The organism is Ruegeria sp. K3, assembly GCF_056531845.1.
Genome location: NZ_JBQFMM010000004.1, coordinates 64023 through 88337 on the forward strand (window position 1 = coordinate 64023; position 24315 = coordinate 88337).

At 57.9% G+C, this 24315-nt stretch carries 26 protein-coding genes; 14 read left to right on the top strand and 12 right to left on the bottom strand.

Going from position 1 to position 24315, the window contains the following annotated elements:
* Positions 1–51: 51 nt before the first annotated feature.
* From ACR0MP_RS08850 to arsC, 4 genes are read left to right on the top strand one after another with little or no spacing between them, the layout of a single operon-like run.
* On the top strand, positions 52–390 hold the full coding sequence (locus ACR0MP_RS08850) for a DUF952 domain-containing protein (RefSeq protein WP_480886393.1): 339 nt from the start codon (positions 52–54) through the stop codon (positions 388–390).
* Complete coding sequence (locus ACR0MP_RS08855) at positions 387–818, top strand: DUF1330 domain-containing protein (RefSeq protein ID WP_480886395.1); 432 nt, start codon at positions 387–389, stop codon at positions 816–818. The genes ACR0MP_RS08850 and ACR0MP_RS08855 overlap by 4 nt, the downstream gene beginning before the upstream one ends.
* Entirely contained in the window at positions 815–1873 is a 1059-nt protein-coding gene (locus ACR0MP_RS08860) for a quinone-dependent dihydroorotate dehydrogenase (RefSeq protein WP_480886397.1), read from the top strand. The genes ACR0MP_RS08855 and ACR0MP_RS08860 overlap by 4 nt, the downstream gene beginning before the upstream one ends.
* A complete protein-coding gene (gene arsC, locus ACR0MP_RS08865; protein ID WP_170401292.1) occupies positions 1870–2211 on the top strand; it encodes an arsenate reductase (glutaredoxin) in 342 nt (113 codons plus the stop codon). The genes ACR0MP_RS08860 and arsC overlap by 4 nt, the downstream gene beginning before the upstream one ends.
* Here the strand turns inward: arsC and ACR0MP_RS08870 are convergent.
* Genes ACR0MP_RS08870 through ACR0MP_RS08880 form a run of 3 tightly spaced genes read right to left on the bottom strand, consistent with a single transcriptional unit; the run spans position 2208 to position 4466 of the window.
* Positions 2208–3524, bottom strand: coding sequence for an MATE family efflux transporter (locus tag ACR0MP_RS08870; protein WP_170401294.1), 1317 nt, complete (start codon positions 3522–3524; stop codon positions 2208–2210). The genes arsC and ACR0MP_RS08870 overlap by 4 nt on opposite strands.
* Positions 3525–3526: 2 nt before the next feature.
* A complete protein-coding gene (locus tag ACR0MP_RS08875) occupies positions 3527–4045 on the bottom strand; it encodes a PaaI family thioesterase (RefSeq protein ID WP_170401296.1) in 519 nt (172 codons plus the stop codon).
* A gap of 1 nt (position 4046) precedes the next feature.
* Positions 4047–4466: a PaaI family thioesterase gene (locus ACR0MP_RS08880; protein WP_010438901.1), complete on the bottom strand. Its 420-nt coding sequence runs from the start codon at positions 4464–4466 to the stop codon at positions 4047–4049.
* A 117-nt stretch (positions 4467–4583) separates the two neighbouring features.
* On the opposite strand from ACR0MP_RS08880, the gene ACR0MP_RS08885 reads away from it, so the two are divergent.
* The 8 genes from ACR0MP_RS08885 to ACR0MP_RS08920 all read left to right on the top strand — a co-directional run bounded on the left by ACR0MP_RS08885 (position 4584) and on the right by ACR0MP_RS08920 (position 12188).
* Entirely contained in the window at positions 4584–4952 is a 369-nt protein-coding gene (locus tag ACR0MP_RS08885; RefSeq protein ID WP_170391912.1) for a MerR family transcriptional regulator, read from the top strand.
* 172 nt (positions 4953–5124) lie between these two features.
* Positions 5125–5526: a MerR family transcriptional regulator gene (locus tag ACR0MP_RS08890; RefSeq protein WP_039536426.1), complete on the top strand. Its 402-nt coding sequence runs from the start codon at positions 5125–5127 to the stop codon at positions 5524–5526.
* A gap of 38 nt (positions 5527–5564) precedes the next feature.
* A complete protein-coding gene (locus tag ACR0MP_RS08895) occupies positions 5565–7346 on the top strand; it encodes an acyl-CoA dehydrogenase C-terminal domain-containing protein (protein WP_480886399.1) in 1782 nt (593 codons plus the stop codon).
* 53 nt (positions 7347–7399) lie between these two features.
* Positions 7400–7612 (top strand): hypothetical protein, encoded by a 213-nt coding sequence (locus ACR0MP_RS08900; protein ID WP_170391916.1) that lies wholly within the window; start codon positions 7400–7402, stop codon positions 7610–7612.
* A 31-nt stretch (positions 7613–7643) separates the two neighbouring features.
* Positions 7644–8282, top strand: a complete 639-nt coding sequence (locus ACR0MP_RS08905) for a glutathione S-transferase family protein (RefSeq protein WP_480886401.1) — start codon at positions 7644–7646, stop codon at positions 8280–8282.
* A 12-nt stretch (positions 8283–8294) separates the two neighbouring features.
* A complete protein-coding gene (locus tag ACR0MP_RS08910) occupies positions 8295–9506 on the top strand; it encodes an acetyl-CoA C-acetyltransferase (protein ID WP_170401300.1) in 1212 nt (403 codons plus the stop codon).
* The gene (locus ACR0MP_RS08915; RefSeq protein ID WP_170401302.1) at positions 9506–9994 is read left to right on the top strand and encodes a cupin domain-containing protein; all 489 of its coding nucleotides are present in this window, start codon (positions 9506–9508) and stop codon (positions 9992–9994) included. Before ACR0MP_RS08910 ends, ACR0MP_RS08915 begins: the two co-directional genes overlap by 1 nt.
* Positions 9987–12188 carry a 3-hydroxyacyl-CoA dehydrogenase NAD-binding domain-containing protein gene (locus ACR0MP_RS08920; protein ID WP_480886403.1) on the top strand — a complete coding sequence of 734 codons (2202 nt, stop codon included), beginning with the start codon at positions 9987–9989 and terminating at the stop codon, positions 12186–12188. Before ACR0MP_RS08915 ends, ACR0MP_RS08920 begins: the two co-directional genes overlap by 8 nt.
* Before the next feature lie 53 nt (positions 12189–12241).
* Here ACR0MP_RS08920 and ACR0MP_RS08925 read toward each other — a convergent pair whose 3' ends face one another.
* Both ACR0MP_RS08925 and ACR0MP_RS08930 read right to left on the bottom strand, forming a co-directional pair.
* Positions 12242–13018 (bottom strand): Hint domain-containing protein, encoded by a 777-nt coding sequence (locus ACR0MP_RS08925; RefSeq protein WP_480886405.1) that lies wholly within the window; start codon positions 13016–13018, stop codon positions 12242–12244.
* 209 nt (positions 13019–13227) lie between these two features.
* A complete protein-coding gene (locus tag ACR0MP_RS08930) occupies positions 13228–14166 on the bottom strand; it encodes a DMT family transporter (protein ID WP_480886406.1) in 939 nt (312 codons plus the stop codon).
* 147 nt (positions 14167–14313) lie between these two features.
* Here ACR0MP_RS08930 and ACR0MP_RS08935 point away from each other — a divergent pair, with 147 nt between their 5' ends.
* On the top strand, positions 14314–15327 hold the full coding sequence (locus ACR0MP_RS08935; RefSeq protein ID WP_480886408.1) for a hypothetical protein: 1014 nt from the start codon (positions 14314–14316) through the stop codon (positions 15325–15327).
* Between the two features lie 3 nt (positions 15328–15330).
* Here the strand turns inward: ACR0MP_RS08935 and upp are convergent, their stop codons facing one another.
* The 7 genes from upp to ACR0MP_RS08970 all read right to left on the bottom strand — a co-directional run bounded on the left by upp (position 15331) and on the right by ACR0MP_RS08970 (position 21730).
* Entirely contained in the window at positions 15331–15963 is a 633-nt protein-coding gene (upp, locus tag ACR0MP_RS08940; RefSeq protein WP_170391930.1) for a uracil phosphoribosyltransferase, read from the bottom strand.
* Positions 15960–16946: an adenosine deaminase gene (locus ACR0MP_RS08945; RefSeq protein WP_170401310.1), complete on the bottom strand. Its 987-nt coding sequence runs from the start codon at positions 16944–16946 to the stop codon at positions 15960–15962. The genes upp and ACR0MP_RS08945 overlap by 4 nt, the downstream gene beginning before the upstream one ends.
* Positions 16943–18154 (bottom strand): phosphopentomutase, encoded by a 1212-nt coding sequence (locus ACR0MP_RS08950; RefSeq protein WP_170401312.1) that lies wholly within the window; start codon positions 18152–18154, stop codon positions 16943–16945. The genes ACR0MP_RS08945 and ACR0MP_RS08950 overlap by 4 nt, the downstream gene beginning before the upstream one ends.
* Positions 18151–19458, bottom strand: a complete 1308-nt coding sequence (locus ACR0MP_RS08955; RefSeq protein WP_480886522.1) for a thymidine phosphorylase — start codon at positions 19456–19458, stop codon at positions 18151–18153. Before ACR0MP_RS08955 ends, ACR0MP_RS08950 begins: the two co-directional genes overlap by 4 nt.
* Positions 19459–19462: 4 nt before the next feature.
* Positions 19463–19855: a cytidine deaminase gene (locus tag ACR0MP_RS08960; protein ID WP_170391936.1), complete on the bottom strand. Its 393-nt coding sequence runs from the start codon at positions 19853–19855 to the stop codon at positions 19463–19465.
* A 104-nt stretch (positions 19856–19959) separates the two neighbouring features.
* Positions 19960–21063, bottom strand: coding sequence for a cupin domain-containing protein (locus ACR0MP_RS08965; RefSeq protein ID WP_480886410.1), 1104 nt, complete (start codon positions 21061–21063; stop codon positions 19960–19962).
* On the bottom strand, positions 21026–21730 hold the full coding sequence (locus ACR0MP_RS08970) for a hypothetical protein (RefSeq protein WP_480893731.1): 705 nt from the start codon (positions 21728–21730) through the stop codon (positions 21026–21028). The genes ACR0MP_RS08965 and ACR0MP_RS08970 overlap by 38 nt, the downstream gene beginning before the upstream one ends.
* A 196-nt stretch (positions 21731–21926) precedes the next feature.
* Here ACR0MP_RS08970 and ACR0MP_RS08975 point away from each other — a divergent pair, with 196 nt between their 5' ends.
* On the top strand, positions 21927–24200 hold the full coding sequence (locus ACR0MP_RS08975; protein WP_170401318.1) for an NADP-dependent malic enzyme: 2274 nt from the start codon (positions 21927–21929) through the stop codon (positions 24198–24200).
* Positions 24201–24315: the final 115 nt, after the last annotated feature.

Below are 24315 nucleotides of genomic sequence, written 5' to 3' on the forward strand. Positions count from 1 at the left end.
AAGGGGGAAATCCGGCTTGATTCTACCCGTCGCGCGGGGCATCAGGGCTTCATGCTGATTTACAAGATTTTCCGCGCCGACGAATGGGCGATCCTGCAGGCGCAAGGGGCTTCGGATGGTGCACCGATTGATGTGTCGGATGGATATGTTCATTTCTCAACCGCAGAACAGGCCGCTGAAACCGCTGCCAAGCACTTTGCCGGGGTCGAGGGCCTGACCCTCTTGGCCTGTGATAGCCAAGCAATGGGCGATGATCTGAAATGGGAGGTCTCGCGTGGTGGCGCATTGTTCCCCCATCTCTACCGCCAGATTAAAATGTCGGATGTGGTCTGGTCACGCGAACTGCCCTTTGACGGTCGGGCGCACCAGTTCCCGCAGGAGATGGAATGACACGCTTCATCGATCCCGAACGCGAACAGTTCGAGGCGTTTAAGGCCCTCGATCGAGACCATCCTATCGAGATGCTCAATCTGGTGAAGTTTCGCGAAACAGCTCAGTATCCGTCCGATCACGCACTGGCCGGCGCACATCTGACCGGCGCACAGGCCTATGGCAACTACGGGTCTGAAACCGCGCCTATCGTCGCCCGCATAGGAGCGTCGATCCTTTGGCGCGGCGCATTTCAGACAATGCTGATCGGTCCACAGGATGAGGCTTGGGATGCTGTATTCATCGCCCGCTACCCCACCGCCCACGCATTTCTTGAGATGGTGACCGACCCTGCCTATCGCGCCGCGGTGATACACCGACAGGCCGCCGTTGAAACCTCGCGCCTGATACGTTGTGCACCGACAGAGGGTGGAGATTCCTTCGGATGAAACTGACCGAAAAACTTGGGCTCGCTGCGCTGCACCGTCTTGACCCGGAAACCGCGCATGGGCTTTCGATCAAGGCCCTGACCTCGGGACTTGCACCGACGCCTGGGGCGGTCACATCGGACCGGCTGAAGACCCGAGTCGCGGGTCTGGATTTGCCCAACCCCGTCGGACTGGCCGCAGGGTTTGACAAAAATGGTGAATCACTGTTGCCGCTTTCGCGTGCCGGGTTCGGGTTTATCGAAGTCGGGGCGGTGACACCCCGTCCGCAGCCCGGCAATCCTAAACCGCGCTTGTTCCGCCTGACCGAAGATCGCGCCGCCATCAACCGCTTTGGCTTCAACAACGAGGGAATGGAGGTCATGGCCGCGCGTCTGGCGCGGCGTCCAAAGGACGCGGTGATCGGGTTGAACCTTGGGGCCAACAAAGACAGTGATGATCGCCCCGGAGACTTCGCAAAAGTGCTTGCCCATTGCGCTGCGCATTTGGACTTTGCCACCGTCAACGTGTCCTCTCCTAATACCGAAAAGCTGCGGGACCTGCAGGGCAAAGCGGCGCTGAGCGCGTTGCTGAGCGGTGTGATCGAAACCCGAAACGCCCTGCCCCGCCCGATCCCGATCTTCCTGAAGATCGCCCCGGATCTAACTGAGCACGAATTGCAGGATATCGCCGCTGTCGCCCGTGAAACCGGCGTGGACGCGGTGATCGCCACCAACACCACGCTGTCGCGCGATGGCCTGCGCAGTGCGCACAAGGATCAGGCCGGAGGCCTGTCCGGCGCGCCGTTATTCGAGAAATCGACGCGGGTGCTGGCGCAGCTCAGCCAGTTGACGGGCGCAGATATCCCGCTGATCGGGGTCGGCGGCATCAGCACGGCAGAACAGGCCTATGCCAAGATCTGCGCCGGAGCGTCCGCAGTGCAGTTCTACACGGCGATGGTCTATGGAGGGATTTCTCTGGCCGCTGAAATCGCGCAGGGGTTGGACACCCTACTGGCACGCGACGGCTTCGATTCGGTCGCGCAGGCCGTGGGCAGCAAACGAGAGGACTGGCTATGATCGAATATTGGCACAACCCGCGCTGCTCCAAGTCCCGCTCGGGGTTGGCATTGCTGCGGGAAAACGGTGCACAGCCTGAGGTGCGCAAATATCTTGAAGACGCGCCCTCGGCTGATGAAATCCGGACGGTTCTGGCCAAGCTGAATATCCCGGCGATCAGCATGATGCGCACCGGAGAGAAGACGTTCAAAGAGCTGGGTTTGACCAAAACCACGCCCGATGAGGAGCTTATTCAGGCCATGGCCAACCACCCGATCCTGATCGAGCGTCCGCTGGCCATCGCGGGCGACAAAGCCGCCATCGGACGCCCGCCAGAAAACCTGCTGGACTTGCTTTAAGCGATCTGTGCCTCAAGTCGAGGATAGCGCCAACCAAGCGTAAGGCCCCGCGCGATGTTCAAGACCATCAGCGCGGCCCAAAGCCCATGATTGCCCATCATCGGCACCAGCACGAACAACGCCACCACATATAGCGCGACCGACTGGATCATCGCGTTGCGCATATCGCGGGTCCAGGTGGCCCCGATATAGATGCCGTCGAACATCCAGCTTGCCACTCCGATGACCGGTGCCAGAGCGGCCCAGATCAGATATTCGCGTGCCGTCGCCCGAACCTCGGGCGATGTTGACATCAGATCGATCAGCGCCGGCCCTGCCAGATAAAACACCAGCCCTAGCCCGATGGCTCCGCCAACGCCCCATTGCGAGGCCATGACTGATGCGCGCCGGACCTTGCGGCGGTCGCGCGCGCCGACGGCTCCACCGACAAGCGCTTCAGCCGAAAAGGCAAAGCCGTCCAAAGCAAAGGCAGTGATTTCGAGAAACTGCAACAGCACCTGATTGGCCGCCAAATTCACGTCGCCCAGGTCGGAACCGACAAACAAAAACGTGGTGAATGCCCCGGTCAATAGAACCGAGCGCACCATGATATCGCCATTCACCTGCATCATCCGGCGCAGCCGGGCGGCATCAAAGATACGCGGCCAATCCCGCCATTGATTTCCACCAAACGCATCACCACAGAGCCACAAGCCCAACGCAAGCCCCGTCCACTCGGCGATCAGTGTCGCAATTGCAACGCCTTCGACACCCCAGCCAAAGCCAAGCACAAACCACAGGTCGAGCACAATATTCAGCCCGTTCATCCAAATCTGCAGGATGAACACGCCGCGCGTGCGTTCGACTGCGATCAGCCAGCCTGTCACCGCGTAAAGGGCAATCGTGGCCGGAGCGCCCCAGATGCGAATCTCCAGATAGGCGCGCGTCAGAGACTCGACTTCGGCGCTGGCGGGCGACAGTGCAAAAGCTCCAAGGAATACCCAAACCTGCGCGGCAATGAAGACCAATCCTGCTGTTCCGCCCAGCAGCAAGCCTCGCATGAGCAACGCTCCGGTTTCTGCAGTGTCACCTGCACCGCGCGCCTGTGCCGCCAGCCCGGTGGTGCCCATCCGCAGAAAGCCGAATATCCAGTAGATCGCCGACAGGATCACCGCACCCATACCCACAGCCCCGATGGGGGCGGCCTGCCCCATCTGACCGACAACGCCGGTATCCACTGCCCCGAGGATCGGTACGGTCGCGTTCGACAGCACGATCGGCAACGCGATTTTCAGGACGCGCCTATGGGTAATGGGCGCTGAGGCGTCCTCCATCTTTAGTCTTTCGATGTCGGAGATTGCGGCATCAGGAAGTGCCCCGTACCTTGCGCAAAGAGTTTGGCGTGATTGTCTTGCCAGGCTTCGACCCGGACAGAGGCATAACGTCGACCCGAGCGGTTGATGAAAGCGCGCGCATAGGCGTCTCGCGGCAGGCCCGACCGCAGGTAGTCGACCGTGAAGTCGATGGTTTTGGGAAAGCGGATATTCACGTCAGTCAAGATGTCTTCCGCACCGATCTCACCGCTTTCAATCCTGGGAAACATATGTTCCCAACTCAGCGTGATTACGGCAGTGACTTCCAGAAACGCCGCTGTCACCCCACCGTGGATAGCGGGCAGAAAAGGATTACCGATCAACTTCTCATCGAAATTCAGAACGCCTGTCAGTTCGTCCCCCCGCCGGTCGAATGTTATATTGAGGAACTGTACATACGGCACACCTTCGACCAGCGCGGTCAGAGCGGCATCACGGCGTTGCTTGACCACCTGCATGGGTTCGGGGCGAGGTCTTGCCATCTTAGCGACCCTCCACGGTGAAGGCACCTGAAGCGGTGGCAACGGGACGGTCGCTGTCATCATCCGTCGCCGTCGCCCGCACAAAAGCCACGTTGCGCGTGATGTGATAGCAGGTCGCGCGGGTCCGGATACTTTGACCCGGCGTTGCGGCCCGCATGTAATCAATACGCAGATCGATGGTGGCGGTTCCTCCCGGGGCCGAGGGGTGGCTCATCACTGCGGCACCGCAACAGGTATCCAGCATGGCCGACACAGCCCCGCCATGGATCACGCCAGTCCGAGGGTCGCCGATCAGTTGCTCGTTATAGGGCATCGAGATTTCAGCCTCACCCTCTCCGATGTGGGTCAGATCAAGCCCCAAGGCCTTGGCGTGCGGAATCGCCTCGATGAACTGGCGCGCTAAAACTGTCTTATCGACCATGGGGTTGGGTCCTGTCCTTGTACCTGCCCCTTTATGGGCCTGCGTTTACACCAAGGGCAAGCCCACCTGTTGCGCTTGCCGCAACGACGCCCTAGGTTGCTGCCAAGGAGACCCGGAATGTCCGACACCCGTTTGTCATTCAAAGAAATGTGCGCCGAGTTCGACGTGACCCCACGCACCCTGCGCTATTACGAATACATCGAATTGCTGCAGCCTGATCGTGAAGGCAGATCGCGGTTTTACGGGCCTCGTGAATGCGCCCGGATGAAACTGATCATGCGTGGTCGAAAGTTTGGATTTCCATTGGAAGAGATTCGCCAGTGGCTGCTGATCTACGAAGATCAGGGCAATCAGGCGCAGATGGCGACCTTTATCGAGATGGCCGATCGTCAAATGGAAGAGCTGCGCCAGCAGCGCGCGCAGTTGGATGAAGCAATGGATGCGCTTCAGCAATTGCGCGATCAGACCGTCGGCCTGCTGAAATAGCCCCTTCCCCTACGGCAAGAAAATTGCCGAAACCCCTGCTTACGCGACTGGATGTTACGTCAACTATTTTGTGACGCAGCGTCCGCATTACGTAAACGTCACTTGTGTGTTGTAAAACGCTCATCGACTGCGCAACTCAGATTGCATGACGCCAGTGATGAGAGTTTGAACCATGACCGAAGATCTGCTGACCATCCGCGAAATGTGCGAGACCTATGATGTCACGCCCCGCACATTGCGGTTCTACGAGGCCAAAGAGCTTTTGTTTCCGATCCGCGAGGGCCAAAAGCGCTTGTTCACCAAACGGGATCGTGCACGCCTGAAACTGATCCTGCGCGGCAAGCGCTTTGGCTTCAGCCTCGAAGAGATCCGCCAGCTTCTGGACCTGTACCACGTGGGTGACCAGCAGCTGACCCAGATGTCCCGCACTTATGAAATCGCGTGCGAACGCCTTGCTGACATGGAATCGCGCCGCGAAGAGCTGACGCAGGCCATTGACGAACTGAAAGAGCAGTTGCGCTGGGGCGAAAAGGTTATCGCCTCGATGAAACAGGAAAAGAAGGCCGCCGAATAAGCCCGGCCTTTCGGACATATGAATTAAGGGAGCTTCACATGCCCGTCTATAACGCGCCAACCAAAGATACGCAGTTCATCCTGCACGATGTTCTGAAAGTCTCGCAGTCGGATATCCCCGGCTATGATGAACTGGAGGCCGAGTTTACCGGCGCGGTTCTGGAAGAAGCGGGCAAAGTTGCCACCAATGTGTTGCACCCGCTGAACGTGGTTGGGGACATCGAAGGGTGCCGGTTGGAAAACGGGATTGTGTACACCCCAACAGGTTTCAAAGATGCCTTCGAGCAGATGAAAGAAGGCGGCTGGACTGGCCTCGACATGCCGGAAGAGTATGGCGGCCAGAACATGCCTTATGTGATGGGTACTGCGGTAGGCGAAATGTTCTCGGGCGCGAACCAGGCGTTTGTGATGTATCAGGGCCTGACCCACGGCGCAGCCTCGGCAATCCTCGCGCATGGTTCGGATGAGCAAAAGAACACGTACCTGCCCAACATGGTCAGCTGCGAATGGACCGGCACCATGAACCTGACCGAACCGCATTGCGGTACCGATCTGGGCCTGATGCGCACCAAGGCGGAACCTCAGGGCGACGGTAGCTACAAGATTTCCGGTCAGAAAATCTTTATCTCGGCGGGCGATCACGACATGGCCGACAACATCATTCACCTGGTGCTGGCCAAAATTCCAGGCGGACCCGAGGGCATCAAAGGTGTGTCGCTGTTTATTGTCCCGAAGTTTATCGTGAACGAAGACGGTACTCCTGGCGAGCGTAATGGTGTTTCGGTCGGCAAGATCGAGGAAAAGATGGGCATCCACGGCAATTCGACCTGCGTCATGAACTATGACGAGGCCACCGGCTGGCTGCTGGGCGACGAACACAAAGGCATGCGCGCCATGTTCACGATGATGAACGAAGCGCGTCTGGGTGTGGGCATGCAAGGACTGTCTCAGGCCGAGGCAGCGTATCAAAACGCCGTCGAATACGCCAAAGACCGCCTGCAGGGCCGCGACGTAACAGGTGTGAAGAACCCGGACGGCCCCGCCGATCCGCTGATCGTACACCCCGACATTCGCCGCAACCTGATGGATCAGAAAAGCTTCACCGAGGGCGCACGCGCATTCATCCTGTGGGGCGCAACCATGATCGACAAGGCGCACCGCTCGGGTGACAAGGATGCGGACGGGCTGATCTCGCTGCTGACGCCGGTCATCAAGGGCTTCCTGACGGATGAAGGCTACGACATGACCGTTCAGGCGCAGCAGGTCTATGGCGGCCATGGCTACATCGAAGAATGGGGCATGTCGCAATACACCCGCGACGCCCGCATCGCGATGATCTACGAAGGGGCAAACGGCGTTCAGGCGTTGGATCTTGTTGGCCGGAAGCTGGCGCAGGATGGCGGCAAGCATGTCATGGCGTTCTTTGAGATGGTTAAAACCTTCTGCAAGGAAAATGCCGGCAAGGATGAAGCTTATGACAAAGCGTTCATCGAACCGCTGAAGGCCGCGTCCAAGGACCTGCAGGCTGCTGGCATGTATTTCATGCAGGAAGGCATAAAGAACCCTAACAACGCGCTGTCCGGTTCGTATGACTTCATGCACATGTTTGGTCATGTTTGCCTGGGCATGATGTGGGCTCAGATGGCGAAAGCCGCTCGCGAAGCGCTGGATGGTGGCGCCTCGGACAAAGAGTTCTACGAGACCAAGATCAATACCGGTCGCTTCTACATGGCCCGTCGCCTGCCCGCGACAGCCATGCATTTGGCGCGCATCCAAACCGGAGCGGACACGGTAATGGCGCTGGACGCAGCGAACTTCTGATCTCAGTGTGGGCTCGGGCGTCGTAGCCCGAACCCACCCTTGGAGGAGACAAGATGCCAAAACGCTTTCGCCTGACCCGCCGCTTTCCCGTCGCCATGACCGAGGATGGCTATCGCAAACTCCGCGGATTCGCGCGAGAGGCGGGATTGGATGAAGGTGAGGCTTTGTCGTTCCTGTTCGAGAATTTCAATAGCGTGATTGATCACGAGAACCTGACGCACAGATTGCGCATCTTCAACTCCGAGCTGGACGCAAGAAAGCGCTGAACGCGCAATACGCCTTGGGAGGGGCGCCCAAATGACCATCAAACTGCATTGCTTCGGTGAAAGCGGAAACAGCTACAAAGCCGCTCTGGCGCTTGAGATGTCGGGTCTGGAGTGGGAGACGGTCTTTGTCGACTTTTTCAACGGCGCAACGCGCACCCCTGAATTCCGGGCCGAAGTGAACGAAATGGGCGAAGCACCCGTACTGGTCGATGGCGATTTTCGCACCAGTCAGTCTGGCGCAATTCAGGCCTATGTCACCGAGAAGTCCGGCAAATTCGGCGGCAAGGATCGGGATGAGAACTATGAGATTTTCAGATGGGTTCTGTGGGACAATCACAAGCTTAGCTCAATGGCTGGGCTGACCCGTTTCCTGATTAACTTCCTGCCCGAAAAGCACCGCAACCTGGATGTGATCGCGTTCAATCAGGGTCGCCTCAAGGCTGCTTATCAGACACTGAACGCCCATCTTGAAGGCCGCGACTGGATCGTTGGTGACGGCGTGACCAATGCTGATATCAGCTGCTGCGGCTACCTCTATTATCCCGAACCATTTGGCTTTGATCGCGCCGACTGGCCCAACATCGATGCCTGGCTGACGCGCCTTAGCGAACAGCCCGGTTGGAAACACCCCTACGACCTGATGCCCGGCAACCCGTCGGATCGAGCTTAAGGAGAAGACCCCATGACCGAAGCCTATATCTATGACGCCCTGCGCACTCCGCGCGGCAAGGGCCGCAAGGATGGCAGCCTGCACGAGGTAACCTCGGTGCGCCTGTCCGCCCTGACCCTGAACGCAATGAAAGAGCGCAATAATCTGGAAGGCCACGCCGTCGAGGATGTGATCTGGGGCAACGTCACGCAGGTGATGGAGCAAGGCGGCTGTCTGGCGCGCTCGGCAGTTCTGGCTTCGGATCTAGATGAATCGATCCCCGGTCTGGCGATCAACCGTTTCTGCGCCTCGGGCATGGAAGCCGTGAACTTGGCTGCAAACCAGGTCAAAGGCGGCGCTGGAGAAGCCTATATCGCTGGCGGTGTCGAGATGATGGGCCGCGTGGCCATGGGTAGCGACGGTGCGGCGATTGCCGTTGACCCGTCTTTGGCGATGGAAACCTATTTTGTGCCGCAGGGTATCTCGGCAGATATTATCGCGACCGAATATGGTTTCAGCCGCGATGACGCGGATGCGCTGGCCGTTGAATCTCAGAAACGCGCTGCAGCGGCGTGGGAGGACAACCGGTTCGAGAAATCGGTCATCACAATCAAAGATCAAAACGGCCTGACCATTCTGGACCGCGACGAATATATGCGCCCCGGAACAGATATGCAGAGCCTCGGCGCGCTGAACCCGTCCTTTGCCATGATGGGTGAACAAATGCCGGGCTTCGACAAGGTTGCGATGATCAAATACCCGCATCTTGAGCGGATCAACCACATCCACCACGCGGGCAACAGCTCGGGCATCGTCGACGGTGCGGCGGCTGTGCTGATCGGCAATAAGGAGTTCGGCGATAAATACGGCCTGAAGCCGCGCGCGCGCATCAAGGCAACGGCCAAGATTGGCACCGACCCAACCATCATGCTGACCGGTCCGGTTCCGGTAACCGAGAAAATTCTGGCCGACAACGGAATGAAAATCGGCGATCTGGATCTTTTCGAAGTGAACGAAGCCTTCGCCTCGGTCGTACTGCGCTTCCAGCAGGCGTTCGATGTGGACCCGACTCTGGTGAACGTGAACGGCGGCTCAATCGCGATGGGTCACCCCTTGGGCGCGACCGGCGCGATGATCATTGGCACGCTGCTGGATGAGCTTGAGCGTCAGGATAAAGAAACTGGTCTGGCTACACTCTGCATCGCATCCGGTATGGGTGCGGCAACAATTATCGAGCGCGTCTGATGCCTAAGCTGGATCTTTCTCAGATACCGTTCAAAGGCGGCTCCTCCTACCCCGGCATACTGGCAGAAGCGACGGCCGGTCGTTTTGTCCAACGCGTCGGAGATGCAGGCGGGCTGACCCAATACGGAGTCAACATCGTACGGCTGGAGCCCGCAGGGCTATCCTCGCTGCGCCATTACCACATGGAGCAGGACGAGTTTGCCATCATGCTCAGCGGCAAATGCGTGTTGATCGATGATGATGGCGAGCATGAGATGCTGCCCGGTGACTGCGCTGCTTGGCCTGCAGGTGAGGCCAATGGCCATCACCTTGTGAACAAAACCGACGCGCCCGCAACCTTTCTGGTGGTGGGCACCCGGACCCCGACAGAGACCGGCTATTACAGCGATTTAGATATGATGGTGAAAGATGATGAGAACGGATTCTCTTTCACTCGCAAGGATGGCAGCCCGCTGACGGCTGACCAGATTGGAGATGACAATGACTGATTTCACCCTCAGCAAAGACGCCGATGGCGTCGCCTTCATCACCTGGGACGTTCCCGGCAAATCCATGAACGTCCTGTCGCGCGAGGCCTTCACTCTGGTCGGTGATCTGATCGATCAGGCGCTGGCGGATGATGAGATCAAGGGCATCGTTATCACCAGTGGAAAAGAAGGGTCGTTTGCAGGCGGCATGGACTTGAGCACGCTCGCCACGATCCGACAGGAGGCCGGCGACGAACCCGCGCAGGCACTGTTCGATTTCGTCATGAGTGGCCACAACATCCTGCGTCGGCTGGAACTGGCAGGCATGGACCCCAAGTCCAAAAAAGGCGGCAAGCCGGTCGCCTGTGCCATCAACGGCACCTGCGCAGGGATCGGGACCGAGATCGCATTGGCCTGTCATCACCGTGTGATGACCAGCAATCCGAAATCCAAGATCGGCCTGCCTGAGATTCTGCTGGGTATCTTCCCCGGTGGAGGCGGCACCATGCGCTACAGCCGTATGGTCGGCGCAATGGCGGCGGCACCCGTCTTGCTTGAAGGCAAGATGATGGACCCGAAGAAGGCCAAAGGCGCGCAATTGATCGACGCGGTGGCGGATGATCCGGTTGCGTCAGCCAAGGAATGGGTACTGAACGCCAAGGAAGCCGATCTGGTAAAGCCGTGGGATGCCAAGGGCTACAAGATGCCCGGCGGCGCTCCCTACCACCCCGCCGGTTTCATGACCTTCGTGGGCGCAAGCGCCATGGTGAACGGCAAGACCCAAGGTGCCTTCCCGGCGGCCAAGGCTCTGCTGAGTTCGATCTATGAAGGCGCATTGGTTGACTTTGACACCGCCTTGAAGATTGAGGCGCGCTGGTTCACCAACGTGCTCATGAACCCGTCTTCGTCAGCGATGATCCGGTCGCTGTTTCTGAACAAGGAGGCGCTGGAGAAAGGCGCAGTGCGACCCAAGGATGTACCCGATCAGCGGGTCAAGAAGATCGGCGTTCTGGGTGCCGGCATGATGGGGGCTGGTATCGCGCTAGTCTCGGCACAGGCCGGGATGGAGGTCGTTCTGATCGACCGCGATCAAGAGGCCGCCGACAAGGGCAAAGCCTATAGCGAAAGCTACATGGATAAAGGGATCAAGCGCGGCAAAGCGACGGCTGAGAAGAAAGAAGCCCTGTTGGCCCGTATCACCGCCACGCCCGATCTGGAGCACCTGAAAGGCTGCGACCTGATCATCGAAGCCGTGTTCGAAGACCCCGGCGTCAAGGCTGAAATGACCAAGAAAGTCGAGGCGATCATCCCCGAGGATTGCATCTTTGCGTCGAACACCTCGACCCTACCGATCACAGATCTGGCCAGGGCCAGCATACGGCCCGAGCAATTCATTGGCATCCACTTCTTCTCACCGGTCGAGAAGATGTTCCTGGTCGAAATCATCAAAGGCAAGGAAACCGGTGATCGTGCTGTCGCCAAGGCGCTGGACTATGTGCGCCAAATCCGCAAGACACCGATCGTGGTCAATGACGCGCGCTTCTTCTACGCCAACCGCTGCATTATTCCGTACATCAACGAAGGTCTGCGGATGATCACCGAAGGCGTCAGCCCTGTTCTGATCGACAATGCGGCTCGTCAGTTGGGCTTCCCCGTAGGACCCATTCAGCTGAACGACGAAACCTCGATTGACCTGGGGGCCAAGATCGCCCGCGCTACTAAGGCAGCTATGGGCAACGCTTACCCGGAAAATCCGGGCGATGATCTGATCTTTTGGATGGAAGAACAAGGTCGTCTGGGTCGCAAGGCCAATGCAGGATTCTTCGACTATGACGACAAGGGCAAACGCGTCGAGTATTGGAAGGGCCTGCAGGACAAATACCCACATGCCGCAAACCAGCCCGACCTGATCGAAGTGCAGGAACGTCTGATGTTCGCGCAGGTTCTGGAAGCCGTCCGTGCGCTGGAAGAAGGTGTTCTGGAAGATATCCGCGAGGGCGACGTGGGTGCGATACTTGGCTGGGGCTTTGCGCCGTGGTCCGGTGGCCCGCTCAGCTGGTTGGACATCATTGGTACGCCCTACGCCGCCGAACGCTGCGATCAACTTACCGAAGCCTATGGTGAGCGCTTTACCTGCCCGCCGCTGCTACGCGAGATGGCGGAAAAAGGTCAGAGCTTCTATGGCCGCTTCAACCCCGAAGCACAGGCCGCCTGAACAAAGACAGCAGGCGCATGAGCCCATGCGCCTGCTTCATACTCAAACACCTACTATTGCAGCTGCCATTCAGGCCGCAGGAACAGCGCAGGCATATTGGGCCGCCCCGGTCGCCCGGGTCGACGTACGCCCAATGCCGGTCGGATCGGGAAAATTGGCTCTTGCGGAATGGGTGCAGGTAACGCAGCCAACGGATTGGTTAAAGCCGAAAGGTTCCCTTTGCCGGTCACGGCCTCGATCAGAAGATCGGCGTGTTCAGCATCCGCGACTTCATAGGCCTCAGGGTTTCGACTTGACCCGGTATTCATGCGACCGGACGGGCAATAAGCCTGAAATCCGCCCTCGATAAAAACCAGCTCATCCTCGTCAAAGAATAATGACGTGACATCGAATGACTGCGCAGGCGTGCTGGACTCAATACGCCCCACCCCGCTGAGCGTTCGAGCTGGAATAATCGAAATCCCCTCGATTCCAACGCCAAGCTTGCCTTGATCCAATGCCATACCCTGTTCCGGCATCAGCCAGACTGGGCGCCCATTATAAGCTGCTCGGGATGGCACAAGGATCGGCAGATGCTCGGGCCTGCGTTCGTCTCCCGGCACCACGATCCGGTCGACGCAAACGCGCCTCAGTTCTTTGAACCCATGGTCCCGGGTCCGCACCAGATCGCCTGCAACTAGTCTTTCGACCCGTTTCCAGCCCCCTGTTGTGGACACTTTGGTTCCGTGCAGCAATCCCCCACGACGCGCTGATGCGGCCTGTCTCACAAAGGCCTGTCGGCCTTTAACTTCACGTTTCGAATACCCCGAAACACTCACTAACTCTAACACGTGCCGTCCCCCTGTTGGCACCTTCACACAACTCAGAAGGTCTTAGAGTTGTGCCTCAATTGGACTTAGTTTTGCCACATTTGAGGCCAAATTAGGTCAGTTTCGCCGCAATTTACTGGTTTTGAATAAACAAATCAGTATTCCGAGCGAGCTTTGATATGCATTTCGAAACGATGCTAAGAGGGATACAAGCCGATTCTATTCCGTTCTTACTGCGCCGCATGCTGTAGTGAGGATAACCGCCGCTCCCGCCACCCAAGCAGCACTCCGGCAGAGGCGATCATGCCAATGCCGATGATTTGCATCTGCCCGACGGACTGCCCAAACGCCACCCAGGCAAAGAGCGGGCCAAATATCATGACCGAGTATTCAAAGACTGCGACATATGATGGCTCACCCAGTTGATAGGCTTTGATCAGCATAAAAACGGCAATTGTTGAGCCCACGGCCTGAACCACAACCCAAGGCAACGCCTCTTGCATCGGCCAAACCCAACCGCGCATCGCGAAGCCATCCGGCCCGACTGGCACGCCAACCGGAAACAGGGCAAGCCAGATCAGTCCGATCGCCCCCGCAAGCCCCAGTGTGACTACCATCGCCGCCAGCAGCGCAACAGTGCTTTCATCGGAACAGTGGGTGCGCGTTACAACAGCGCTGAGTGCGTAAAAGAAGCCACCAGCGACTGGCAGCAGCGTCTTTACATCAAACGATGTCGGGTCCGGTTGCAATACGCACAGAATTCCCGAAAACCCCAATAAAACAGCCACGATCCGCCAGGGACCTATGCGCTGTTTCAACAAAAGGGCCGAAATCAACAGCACGAATATCGGCGATGTGAATAACCCGGCAAGCGCCTGAGCGATGGGCATCAATGCCAGCGCGCTGAAATAGAAGAGCATCGCCAGCGTGATCAACACGCTGCGCACCGCGACGACACCAATCCGCCGGGGCCTCAAGGTGCCCAAACCCAACATCGACAACACCGCGATCAGCGGCAGCATCAGTAAGGCGCGACTTAGGTGAAACTGCCAAAGCCCCACGCTCTCGGCCACGCGGATCACGAAATTGTCGATCACGCCGATAATGGACATGGCCGCAACCATCAGCAACGACGCCATGATTGAATGGGTTTGTTGTTGTGACTGCATCCGCGCCTCTGCCCTTAATCAGCCCGTTCTGGCCGAAACTTACCCGGCACACTCAGCACATTTCACAAACACTGCGCAACAGGTTTGCGCCGCTGGTTTTCGCCATGCTAAGCTTGGCGCAAAATAATATTCGAGCAGCATTACCCGATGACCGCACTCAAACAGTACCAGCGGATCGAAGCCACCGGTCTGTGGCGTCCCTCGCCCGATGAGCAACGGCGCGAAGTAGTCGTATCGATTGGTGAAGCCACTCTGACGATTTCTGACTTCAATGACAGCGCGCTGACCCATTGGTCGCTGGCGGCGCTAGAGCGACAAAACCCCGGAACCTACCCTGCAATATTCAATCCCGACGGCGATCCCGGCGAAACACTGGAGCTTGCAGAATCTGAAACCACAATGATCGAAGCAATTGACCGGCTGCAGCGCGCCATCGACCGTGCCAGACCACATCCCGGACGGCTGCGTTGGCTCAGCGTTGCAGGGGTTGTTCTGGCGGTCTTGGCAGTGCTTTTGTTTTGGCTACCCAGAGCACTGCAGCGCCATGTTGTTTCGGTAGTGCCAGAGGTCAAGCAACAAGAAATCGGCGATGCAATCCTGCAGCGGATCGAAAGGGTGTCAGGCAAGGCTTGCTCTTCGCCTGATGCGCAAGCGTCGCTGGATCAGCTGGCGCGCCGCACCGGTGTCCGCCAAATCGTGATCCTTCCAGCAGGTCTGCCTGACAGCCGGAGCCTGCCGGGTGGAACCGTACTGCTAAACCGGGCACTGGTCGAAGATCACGAAGACCCAGCCGTTGCCGCCGGATACATCATAGCCGCGCGCGCGCGGGCAACTCAGCAGGAACCGCTGGACGATCTGTTGGACCGTACAGGCCCGAGTGCCGCATTTCGGTTGCTGACCACCGGCGAATTGACGCCCGAGATCGTGGACACCTACACTGAGCAGGTTCTATCCGGTCCACAGCCGCAGCTAAGCGATGACGTGCTGCTCGCGGTTTTTGCACAGACCGCACTGCCCTCGACCCCATACGCCTATGCGCTTGATATCACAGGCGAGTCCGTGCTTGGATTGATAGAAGCCGATCCGATGGCGGGTCGTACTTTGGAACAGGTACTGCCCGACCGCGATTGGGTCCGGCTACAGAATATTTGCGGGCAATAGCACCTATTTGGTCCCGAACATCCGGTCGCCAGCGTCACCTAGTCCAGGCATAATGTAACCCTTTGAGTTCAGCTCACGATCCAGCGCGGCCGTGACGATTTTGACATCTGGGTGCGCCTCTTTCATGCGCGCGACGCCCTCGGGGGCAGCCAGCAGGCATAGAAAGCGGATATCTTTCGCCCCCTGCTCTTTCAGCAAATCAATGGCCGCAGCCGAGCTGTTGCCGGTTGCCAGCATCGGATCAACAGCAATGACCAAACGGTCCGTCAAACCCTCGGGAGCTTTGAAATAGTATTGGACCGGCTTCAGCGTCTCTTCATCCCGATAAAGCCCCACGAACCCCACTCGGGCAGAGGGAATAAGCTCCAGCACGCCGTCCAGCATCCCATTTCCGGCCCGCAGGATCGATACCAGCGCCAATTTCTTGCCCGCCAGAATGGGAGCGTCCATTTCTTCCATCGGGGTTTCGATATGGCGGGTGGTCAGCGGCATCTCGCGGGTGACCTCATAAGCCAGCAAAAGCGTGATTTCGCGCAGCAACTGCCGGAACACAGCGGTTGAGGTGCCTTTGTCCCGCATGAGCGTCAATTTGTGCTGCACCAGTGGGTGGTCGACGACGGTCAGGTGATCGCTCATGATGTCTCCAGTCTTTTCTTGACCCGCGCGCGGGTCTCTTCATCGCAAAAGGCCGCGTTCAGGGCTGTTTCATTCAGGGCAGCAAAATCTTCGGCTTGCCAGCCGAACGCTGCATTCAGCATCTCATACTCGCGCCGCATCGTGGTATGAAAAAACGGAGGATCGTCAGTGGATACCGTGACGTTGACGCCTGCATCACGCAATTTCGCGATGGGATGGGCGGCAAAATCAGGAAACAGGCCCAGTACCACGTTTGAACCCGGGCAGACCTCAAGCGTTATGCCCCGGTCAACTAACTCGTACACAAGATCCGGGTCTTCGATGGCGCGAACGCCATGGCCTATGCGCTCGACCCCCAAATCACGGACAGCATCCCGAACACTCTCTGGACCGCCAAATTCACCGGCATGGGTCGTCAATCGCAACCCAGCCTCGCGCGCGCAGTCAAAGGCCCATTTGAAATCGCCCTGCGTTCCGACGGATTCGTTGCCGCCCATACCAAATCCGGTAATCCAGTCACCTGCGGTTTCAGCCGCACAATGGGCGCTGGCCTTGGCTTGCTCGGGTCCAAAATGGCGCACGCAAGTGATGACACCACGCAGGGTGATCCCGAATTTGCGCTCGGCCTCGTCTGCGGCGTCCTGAATCGCAGTCAGGTAATCCTTCCATGCATGCAAATCGCCACCGCCGCAGAAATCCGGGCTAAGGAATGTTTCGGAATACACCACACCATTCGCGGCGCTCTCTTCCAGAATGGCCAGCGTCAGGCGGCGGAAATCTTCAGGTGTTTTCAGCACCTCGCACGCAGCCTCATAAACGCTAAGGAAATGGGCAAAGTCGCGGAAATCATAAGAGCCGTCGGGTTTGAATATCCCGCTCAGGTCCACTCGTTTCTCATGGGCCAGTTGGCGTATGAAGCTAGGCGGAGCGGCGCCTTCATGGTGCAAATGTAATTCGATCTTAGGCAGGTCAGCGACTGTCATATAAAAGTCCTTCCCGGCCCTTGCGCCGGTATGTTCAGATGGTGCGCGATACTGGCGGCGATATCGGCAAAGTTCACGGGACCGATCTCGCCCGTGCCCTGCCCTGCGATCAGCACGGGCACTTGTTCACGGGTGTGGTCAGTGCCGCTCCAGCTGGGGTCGTTGCCGTGGTCTGCGGTCAATAGCATCAGATCACCGGGGCGCAGTTTTTGCGCAATCACTCCGATTTCACGATCGAACCATTCCAGCGCGCGGGCATAGCCGCTGATATCACGCCGATGGCCATACAGACTGTCGAACTCGACAAAGTTTGCAAATGTCAGACTACCCTCTTCCGCCTCATCAACGAGGTCCGAAAGGTGGTGCATCAACTCTGCGTCCGAACCCTTTCGCAGCGTGTCGATCCCCTGCATTGAAAATATATCGCCAATCTTGCCCACCGCATGCACACGGCGACCGGCATCCTGTGCCCAATTCGTCAGAACGGGTTCTGGTGGAACGATGGCAAAATCCTTGCGGTTGGTTGTCCGGGTGAACCCCTTTTCGGGCGTTCCGACAAACGGTCGGGCGATAACGCGGCCCACTTTCATCTCGTGCAAGCGCGGCGCAAGGGTGCGGCACATATCCAGCAGGCGGTCGAGCCCAAAGCTGTCTTCATGCGCAGCAATCTGGAATACGCTATCGGCAGACGTGTAGCAGATCGGCCAGCCGGTACGTATATGCTCGGCCCCCAGTTCCGAGATGATCGTCGTCCCCGAGGCATGGCGATTGCCCAAAATACCGTCGGTCCCTGCGGCCTTGGCAGCGGCTATACTTAGGGTTTCGGGAAAAGCGGGTCGGGTGTCCGGGAAATAGTGCCAATCCCATGGCACTGGCAAACCTGCCAGTTCCCAATGCCCCGAAGGCGTATCCTTGCCGGGTGAGTGTTCACGGGCGCAACCCCAAAGCCCCGTGGGCGCAGCCTCAAGCCCCGGCGTCGGTGCGCCCGAGGCCAGACGGGTCGCCGCCCCCAGCCCCAAGGCATCCAGGTTGGGCAGTTGCAACGGTCCGCTCCGCCCTTCTTCCGCGCGCCCCTCGGCACAAGCTTGTGCTATGTGGGCCAATGTATTCGCGCCTGTATCGGGTTTGGTGCCGTTGTAAAACTGATCGGCATCCGGCGCGCCGCCGATACCAACCGAGTCCATTACCACAAGGAAAGCGCGGCTCATGCGCTGATCCTTTCATGGATTTGAGGCGGCTGTGCTACCGGTTCGTCACTCAGCGCGATGGCATCTAGCACCACCGCGGCAGCCCGTTGCGCTGCATCTTCGCGCCCCGCATGAACAACCGCCAACGGAGCGCCTTTGGTCACCTTATCTCCGACCCTCAGAATGCCCGACAGGCCAACCGCCGGATCAATCTCATCGCTCTCGATCTGGCGCCCACCGCCTAGGGCCACGACTGCGAGGCCCAGCGCCTCGCCATCAATAGACGAGACATATCCGCCATGCGGAGCGTGAACTTCCCGGATCACATTGGCCTCCGGCAAAAACCGATCCCATGTGTCAACGAAATGCACCGGTCCACCCACGGCAGCCATCATGCGTCCGAACCGTTCGGCTGCACGGCCATCGCGGATCACTTGGGTTATTCTGGCGTTCCCTTCCTCTGCCGAAGCGCACATACCGGCATCCGCCATGAGAACGCCCCCCAACTCGGCCGAGATTTCCGCCAAAGGTGATCCCTGCCCGCTGGTCAAAGCTTTCATCACCTCGGCCACTTCCAGCGCATTGCCAAGTGCGGAAGCGAGGGGCTGGCTCATGTCGGTGATCACTGCGGATGTACGGCATCCAGCGGCATTAGCCGTTTCGGTCAAGGCCTGTGCCAAATTGCGTGCCTCATCCAGCGTCTTCATGAACGCGCCGCTGCCCACCTTAACGTCCAGAACCAACGCATCCGGGCTAGCCGCCAGCTTCTTGGACAGGATTGATGCCGTAATCAGGTCAAGGCTCTCCACCGTCGCCGTCACATCGCGCACCGCATACAGCCGCTTGTCCGCAGGGGCGATCTGGTCCGTTGCCCCCACGATGGCTGCCCCGGTGTCTTTCAGCACTTGCGTCAGTCGCGCCTGCCCGATCTGAGTGGTCACTCCCGGTATGGCCTCGAGCTTGTCCAGAGTGCCCCCGGTATGGCCCAGACCACGCCCCGAGATCATCGGCACATACGCCCCGCATTCCGCCAAAGCCGGGGCAAGCAGCAGGCTGACGCAATCGCCGACCCCACCGGTCGAATGCTTATCGACCACCGGCCCGTCCAAATCCCACGTCAGCACCTCGCCGCTGTCGCGCATGGCGACAGTCAGATCAGCCCGCCCATTGGCCCCCAGACCGCCCATACAGACAGCCATCGCAAAGGCCCCGGCCTGCGCGTCACTGACGCCACCATCGGCAAGGCCTTGCGCGAACCACATTAGTTCGTCACCAGTTGGCACCTCCTGACGGCGAAGTTTGGCGATGATCGAGCGCGCATCCATGAAGTCAGACATCCTCCATATGCGACGCGTCGAACGCACCGGGCAATAGATCGGCAATCGTGGTTTTGGTTTCCAGACCATCAACCGTCGCCATCGTAACGACCACATCCCCATTGCCGAATTCGGCCAGTTTCTGACGGCATCCACCACATGGGGGCACCGGCTGCGGGCTGCTGGCGACCACGTAGACCTCGGTCAGTTCTTTTTCACCAGCGGCGACCATTGCCGCGATTGCCCCGGCCTCGGCGCACGTACCTTCGGGGTAAGCAATATTTTCGACATTGCAGCCAAAATAGATCACACCTGAACTGGACCGGATCGCCGCCCCGACCTTGAAATTCGAATAAGGCGCGTGGGCATTTTCCCGAACGGCCAAAGCTGCATCTTTCAAAGACATGGCGAATCCCAATTTTTGATCATCTGGTCAGAATATCATACCCTACTGGAAAGCGACGGGGGAATTGAAGCCCCCTTGACGCCATTATCCACTTCTTCTTGGACCTAACCCAACGTCGTATTGAAGGTCCCCGGTAAAGTCACCTCAAGCAGTTCCACATCCTGCGAGGGGTCTGACAGCCGTGTTCGCATTCCCGGCGGGATGACGAAGGCATCGCCTTGTTCCAACCGATAGGGCTCGCGCCCTTCACCCTCAAGAGTCACCTCGCCGGTCATCACGAAGGTAAAGTGTATGTCGGTGTCGTGGCTGGCCCATTGAGGGTTACCCTCGCCCCGGCGCACGACCTGAACGCCCGCCACGCCTTTGGTATTCTCGGCAATCGTCGTGTCACGGCAGATGTAACCGGGCAAGCGGAATGGCACCCAGTCGGCATCATTGGCTTGATTGTAAACGAACCGCTGCCCATCCCATTCCCGATCCGGACGGAAATGCGGGGTGGGCAGTTCCATCTCATGATCAATCTCCGTGACATGCTCGGCTGGAACACCAATCTCGATCACCTGAACGTTGTCTGACGCTTCCAGCACGCGGTGGCGGATTTCAGGCGGCTGAATAAAGCAATCGCCTGCCGTCAGGCGCATCTTGTCGCCCTGATCCTCGTAGACCACATCGACCCAGCCGTGGATGCAGAATATCAGCTGAAATCCGACTTTGTGGAAATGCACCATATCAGGCACAGGACCGCCATCTGGGATACGTATATGGCTGGCGATAATCGATCCGCCCAGCCGGTCCGGCACGAGATCGCGATAGTGCATCCCTGCCCGCCCTATGATCCACGGCGCCTGATCCTTGAGCCTACGGACTACAAATGAGTGCACCGTGTTCGGCATGACAAGCGGCGGGTTCAACTCGTCAATCTCGATCCGGGTGCCGTTCGGCGCGACAAGGCTGCGCTGCCCCTCGGCAAAACCATCTGGATCGTTTGTCAGAATGCGCAACGTTCCCGCCGCTTCAGCTGCATCTTTCTCGATCCGCAAGCGCAGACCGTGACCAGAGAACACGGCAACCCGAGGGTCATCTGCCGGATAGATCATATCCATCCGCATCCCCAGTACCTTGGTATAAAACGGGATATCGTTGCGCAGTTCCTGCGTCGGCAGTCGGATTTCAGCGCGCGTGAGGGAGTCTCCGGTATTGCTGGTCATTCTGTTTCTCTTCGGATTTTGGTTTTGGCCATCCGATCAGAACAGCAGCCAAAATACCAATCGAAAAGTACATCTCCAGCGTTTCTTCCATCACGAACAAACGTGCAGCCATCGCAACCGAAAGGTATTCTTCGAACAATCCGCTGATTTCCTCAAGAAGCTGAGCCAGCACCGCAACACTTCCAGCCAGGAAAAAAATCATCAAAAAAGGCGCGCGGATCTTCAGTGCCTTAATTCCGTAGGGTATCCCATGCCAGAGCAAACCACCAATGACGATCGCAGCCAAAACGATCCTTACTGCAGTCACATCAAGCAATAAATCAACCCAGTTTAGCACCACGAAAGGCGCGCTGCCTTCTGTGTACACCTCCGCCTCCAATTCGCGCTCGGCCAACAGCAGGCAGACCACCGCGATGTAAAGCCGCAAGACGCCTCGGAAGCGTACCAACGCGACCAAACCGGCAGCCAGTAACGCAGTGGCCGATATCGTCTCAATCAACCCGCCTTCTTGGATGAAAGTTGCTGCCGGTTGGTGCCAAGTCACAACGACGCAAAGAAATGAAACCGCCGAAACAAGCACAACAAAGAAGACATTCCGATTGGCACCAATCCTGATTGAAGGGTTGGCAAATTGCGCACTAGCACAAGCTTTGTCTTCATGACGCATGATAAGGTCCGCCGCTTCTGGTGTCCGTCAGGTTCCCCGGAATTGGCTGTACATAAAAACGATGCAGCAACTCTCAACCAACGTTTCGTTAACGTATCCGTGAGGCCTGTCTCTGACTGCGGTCCGAGGCGACATAGCCAAGCGCTGAGAAATAGTTTAACCATCAAACGAATATTGGAACGGAGTTGTATTACCGATGTCTGACACACCGAACCTGAGACAGGCCGCGCTTGACTATCATGCGCATCCAAAGCCCGGAAAGCTTGAGATCAAGGCAACCAAACCAATGGCAAATGGTCGGGACCTTGCGCGGGCATATTCGCCAGGCGTCGCCGAAGCCAGTCTTGAGATAAAGGACAACGCCGCCAATGCTGAGAAATACACGGCCCGCGGCAATCTTGTTGCAGTTGTGTCAAACGGCACCGCAGTTCTGGGCCTTGGGAATATAGGCGCATTGGCCTCGAAACCGGTGATGGAAGGCAAGGCCGTCCTGTTCAAAAAGTTCGCAGGCATCGATTGCTTTGATATCGAGGTGGATCAGCCTGACCCAGAAAAGCTGGCAGATATCGTCTGTGCTCTGGAGCCCACATTTGGCGCGATCAACCTTGAAGATATCAAGGCACCGGATTGTTTTATTGTCGAAAAACTGTGCCGGGAACGGATGAACATCCCGGTGTTTCATGACGATCAGCACGGCACGGCAATCGTTGTTGGTGCCGCAGCTAAAAACGCCCTGTATGTGGCAGGAAAGAGCTTCGAGGATATCAAAGTAGTTTCGACCGGCGGCGGTGCTGCCGGGATCGCCTGCCTCAGCATGTTGGTTAAGCTCGGCGTTAAACGTGAGAATATCTGGCTGTGCGACATTCACGGGCTGGTCTATGAAGGCCGCGCCGAGGATATGAACCCCCACAAAGACCAGTTTGCACAGAAAACCGATCTGCGCACTCTGGATGATGTGATCGGAGGTGCCGATCTGTTTCTGGGTTTGAGCGGACCAAATGTGCTCAAGCCTGAGATGGTCGAGAAGATGGCCAAGACCCCGATCATCTTTGCGCTGGCCAACCCCACTCCGGAAATCCTGCCACAGGCGGCGCGCGAAGTTGCCCCTGACGCGATCATTGCGACCGGTCGCAGCGACTTTCCGAACCAAGTGAACAACGTGTTGTGCTTCCCGTTTATCTTCCGAGGTGCCCTGGACGTGGGCGCGACTGAAATCAACGACGAGATGCAGATCGCCTGCGTCGACGGCATCGCCGACATGGCCCGCGCGACGACCAGCGCCGAAGCCGCGGCGGCCTATAAGGGTGAGCAGCTGACTTTTGGTCCAGATTACCTGATCCCAAAACCCTTTGACCCGCGCCTAGTGGGGGTCGTTTCGTCATCGGTTGCACAGGCTGCTATGAAGAGCGGGGTCGCAAAACGACCCATTGATGACCTCGAGGCCTACAAAGAGCGCCTGAACCAGACCGTGTTCAAATCTGCACTGTTGATGCGGCCAGTGTTCGAAGCCGCAGCCGTCGCATCGCGTAGAATTGTCTTCGCAGAAGGGGAGGACGAGCGTGTTTTAAGGGCTGCGCAAGCGATATTGGAAGAAACCACGGAAACCCCGATCCTGATCGGGCGACCGGACGTGATCAGCGCACGTTGCGAAAGGCTAGGCCTGACAGTACGACCGGGGCAGGATTTTCAAATCGTGAACCCTCAGGACGATCCCCGTTACTACGATTATTGGAATTCGTACCATCAAATAATGCAGCGTCGGGGGGTCACTCCGGATCTGGCCAAAGCCATCATGCGCACCAACAACACCGCCATTGCAGCAATCATGGTGCATCGCGGTGAGGCAGACAGCATGATCTGTGGCACTTTTGGTGAGTATCGCTGGCATCTTAACTATGTCGAACAGGTTCTGGATGATGGCGATTTGCGCCCGCATGGCGCGCTTTCGCTGATGATTCTGGAAGATGGCCCTCTGTTCATTGCAGACACGCATGTAAGACAATTGCCAACACCAGAAGAACTTGCCGAATCCACCATTGGAGCTGCTCGTCACGTGCGGCGGTTCGGGTTGGAACCCAAGATCGCATTTTGTTCGCAATCGCAATTCGGCAATCAGGCCGAGGGATCAGGCAAGCGGCTGCGGGCTGCGCTTGAAATTCTCGATTCCGAGCCACGCGACTTCAGCTATGAAGGCGAGATGAACCTTGATCTGGCTTTGGATCCTGAATTGCGTGCACGTATCTTCCCGAACTCGCGTTTGGAAGGCTCTGCAAATGTCCTGATCTTCGCCCATGCGGATGCGGCAAGCGGTGTGCGCAATATCCTGAAGATGAAAGCGGACGGGCTTGAGGTAGGTCCAATCCTCATGGGAATGGGAAACAAGGCGCATATCGTAACGCCCTCGATTACGGCCAGGGGACTGCTGAACATGGCGGCCATCGCAGGTACGCCAGTCGCGCACTACGGATAAGCCCAGCGCCAATATCATTACGTATACATGACCGGGCACCAGATTAGGTGCCCGGTTTGATTCTTTTAGCGCCAGCACATTTGCAGCAATAAATTTGCAGATTTGCAAATCCTTA

Excerpts from the sequence above, each read along its gene's own strand:
- ACR0MP_RS08855 (WP_480886395.1), top strand. The coding sequence starts at position 387 with ATGACACGCTTCATCGATCCCGAACGCGAACAGTTCGAGGCGTTTAAG.
- ACR0MP_RS08970 (WP_480893731.1), bottom strand. The coding sequence starts at position 21,730 with ATGCGTCATGAAGACAAAGCTTGTGCTAGTGCGCAATTTGCCAACCCT.
- ACR0MP_RS08955 (WP_480886522.1), bottom strand. The coding sequence starts at position 19,458 with ATGGATGCGCGCTCGATCATCGCCAAACTTCGCCGTCAGGAGGTGCCA.
- ACR0MP_RS08965 (WP_480886410.1), bottom strand. The coding sequence starts at position 21,063 with ATGACCAGCAATACCGGAGACTCCCTCACGCGCGCTGAAATCCGACTG.
- ACR0MP_RS08890 (WP_039536426.1), top strand. The coding sequence starts at position 5,125 with ATGACCGAAGATCTGCTGACCATCCGCGAAATGTGCGAGACCTATGAT.
- ACR0MP_RS08850 (WP_480886393.1), top strand. The coding sequence starts at position 52 with ATGCTGATTTACAAGATTTTCCGCGCCGACGAATGGGCGATCCTGCAG.
- ACR0MP_RS08910 (WP_170401300.1), top strand. The coding sequence starts at position 8,295 with ATGACCGAAGCCTATATCTATGACGCCCTGCGCACTCCGCGCGGCAAG.
- ACR0MP_RS08900 (WP_170391916.1), top strand. The coding sequence starts at position 7,400 with ATGCCAAAACGCTTTCGCCTGACCCGCCGCTTTCCCGTCGCCATGACC.
- ACR0MP_RS08860 (WP_480886397.1), top strand. The coding sequence starts at position 815 with ATGAAACTGACCGAAAAACTTGGGCTCGCTGCGCTGCACCGTCTTGAC.
- upp (WP_170391930.1), bottom strand. The coding sequence starts at position 15,963 with ATGAGCGATCACCTGACCGTCGTCGACCACCCACTGGTGCAGCACAAA.
- arsC (WP_170401292.1), top strand. The coding sequence starts at position 1,870 with ATGATCGAATATTGGCACAACCCGCGCTGCTCCAAGTCCCGCTCGGGG.
- ACR0MP_RS08915 (WP_170401302.1), top strand. The coding sequence starts at position 9,506 with ATGCCTAAGCTGGATCTTTCTCAGATACCGTTCAAAGGCGGCTCCTCC.
- ACR0MP_RS08875 (WP_170401296.1), bottom strand. The coding sequence starts at position 4,045 with ATGGCAAGACCTCGCCCCGAACCCATGCAGGTGGTCAAGCAACGCCGT.
- ACR0MP_RS08870 (WP_170401294.1), bottom strand. The coding sequence starts at position 3,524 with ATGGAGGACGCCTCAGCGCCCATTACCCATAGGCGCGTCCTGAAAATC.
- ACR0MP_RS08935 (WP_480886408.1), top strand. The coding sequence starts at position 14,314 with ATGACCGCACTCAAACAGTACCAGCGGATCGAAGCCACCGGTCTGTGG.
- ACR0MP_RS08960 (WP_170391936.1), bottom strand. The coding sequence starts at position 19,855 with ATGTCTTTGAAAGATGCAGCTTTGGCCGTTCGGGAAAATGCCCACGCG.
- ACR0MP_RS08880 (WP_010438901.1), bottom strand. The coding sequence starts at position 4,466 with ATGGTCGATAAGACAGTTTTAGCGCGCCAGTTCATCGAGGCGATTCCG.
- ACR0MP_RS08950 (WP_170401312.1), bottom strand. The coding sequence starts at position 18,154 with ATGAGCCGCGCTTTCCTTGTGGTAATGGACTCGGTTGGTATCGGCGGC.
- ACR0MP_RS08895 (WP_480886399.1), top strand. The coding sequence starts at position 5,565 with ATGCCCGTCTATAACGCGCCAACCAAAGATACGCAGTTCATCCTGCAC.
- ACR0MP_RS08905 (WP_480886401.1), top strand. The coding sequence starts at position 7,644 with ATGACCATCAAACTGCATTGCTTCGGTGAAAGCGGAAACAGCTACAAA.
- ACR0MP_RS08945 (WP_170401310.1), bottom strand. The coding sequence starts at position 16,946 with ATGACAGTCGCTGACCTGCCTAAGATCGAATTACATTTGCACCATGAA.
- ACR0MP_RS08920 (WP_480886403.1), top strand. The coding sequence starts at position 9,987 with ATGACTGATTTCACCCTCAGCAAAGACGCCGATGGCGTCGCCTTCATC.
- ACR0MP_RS08930 (WP_480886406.1), bottom strand. The coding sequence starts at position 14,166 with ATGCAGTCACAACAACAAACCCATTCAATCATGGCGTCGTTGCTGATG.
- ACR0MP_RS08885 (WP_170391912.1), top strand. The coding sequence starts at position 4,584 with ATGTCCGACACCCGTTTGTCATTCAAAGAAATGTGCGCCGAGTTCGAC.
- ACR0MP_RS08975 (WP_170401318.1), top strand. The coding sequence starts at position 21,927 with ATGTCTGACACACCGAACCTGAGACAGGCCGCGCTTGACTATCATGCG.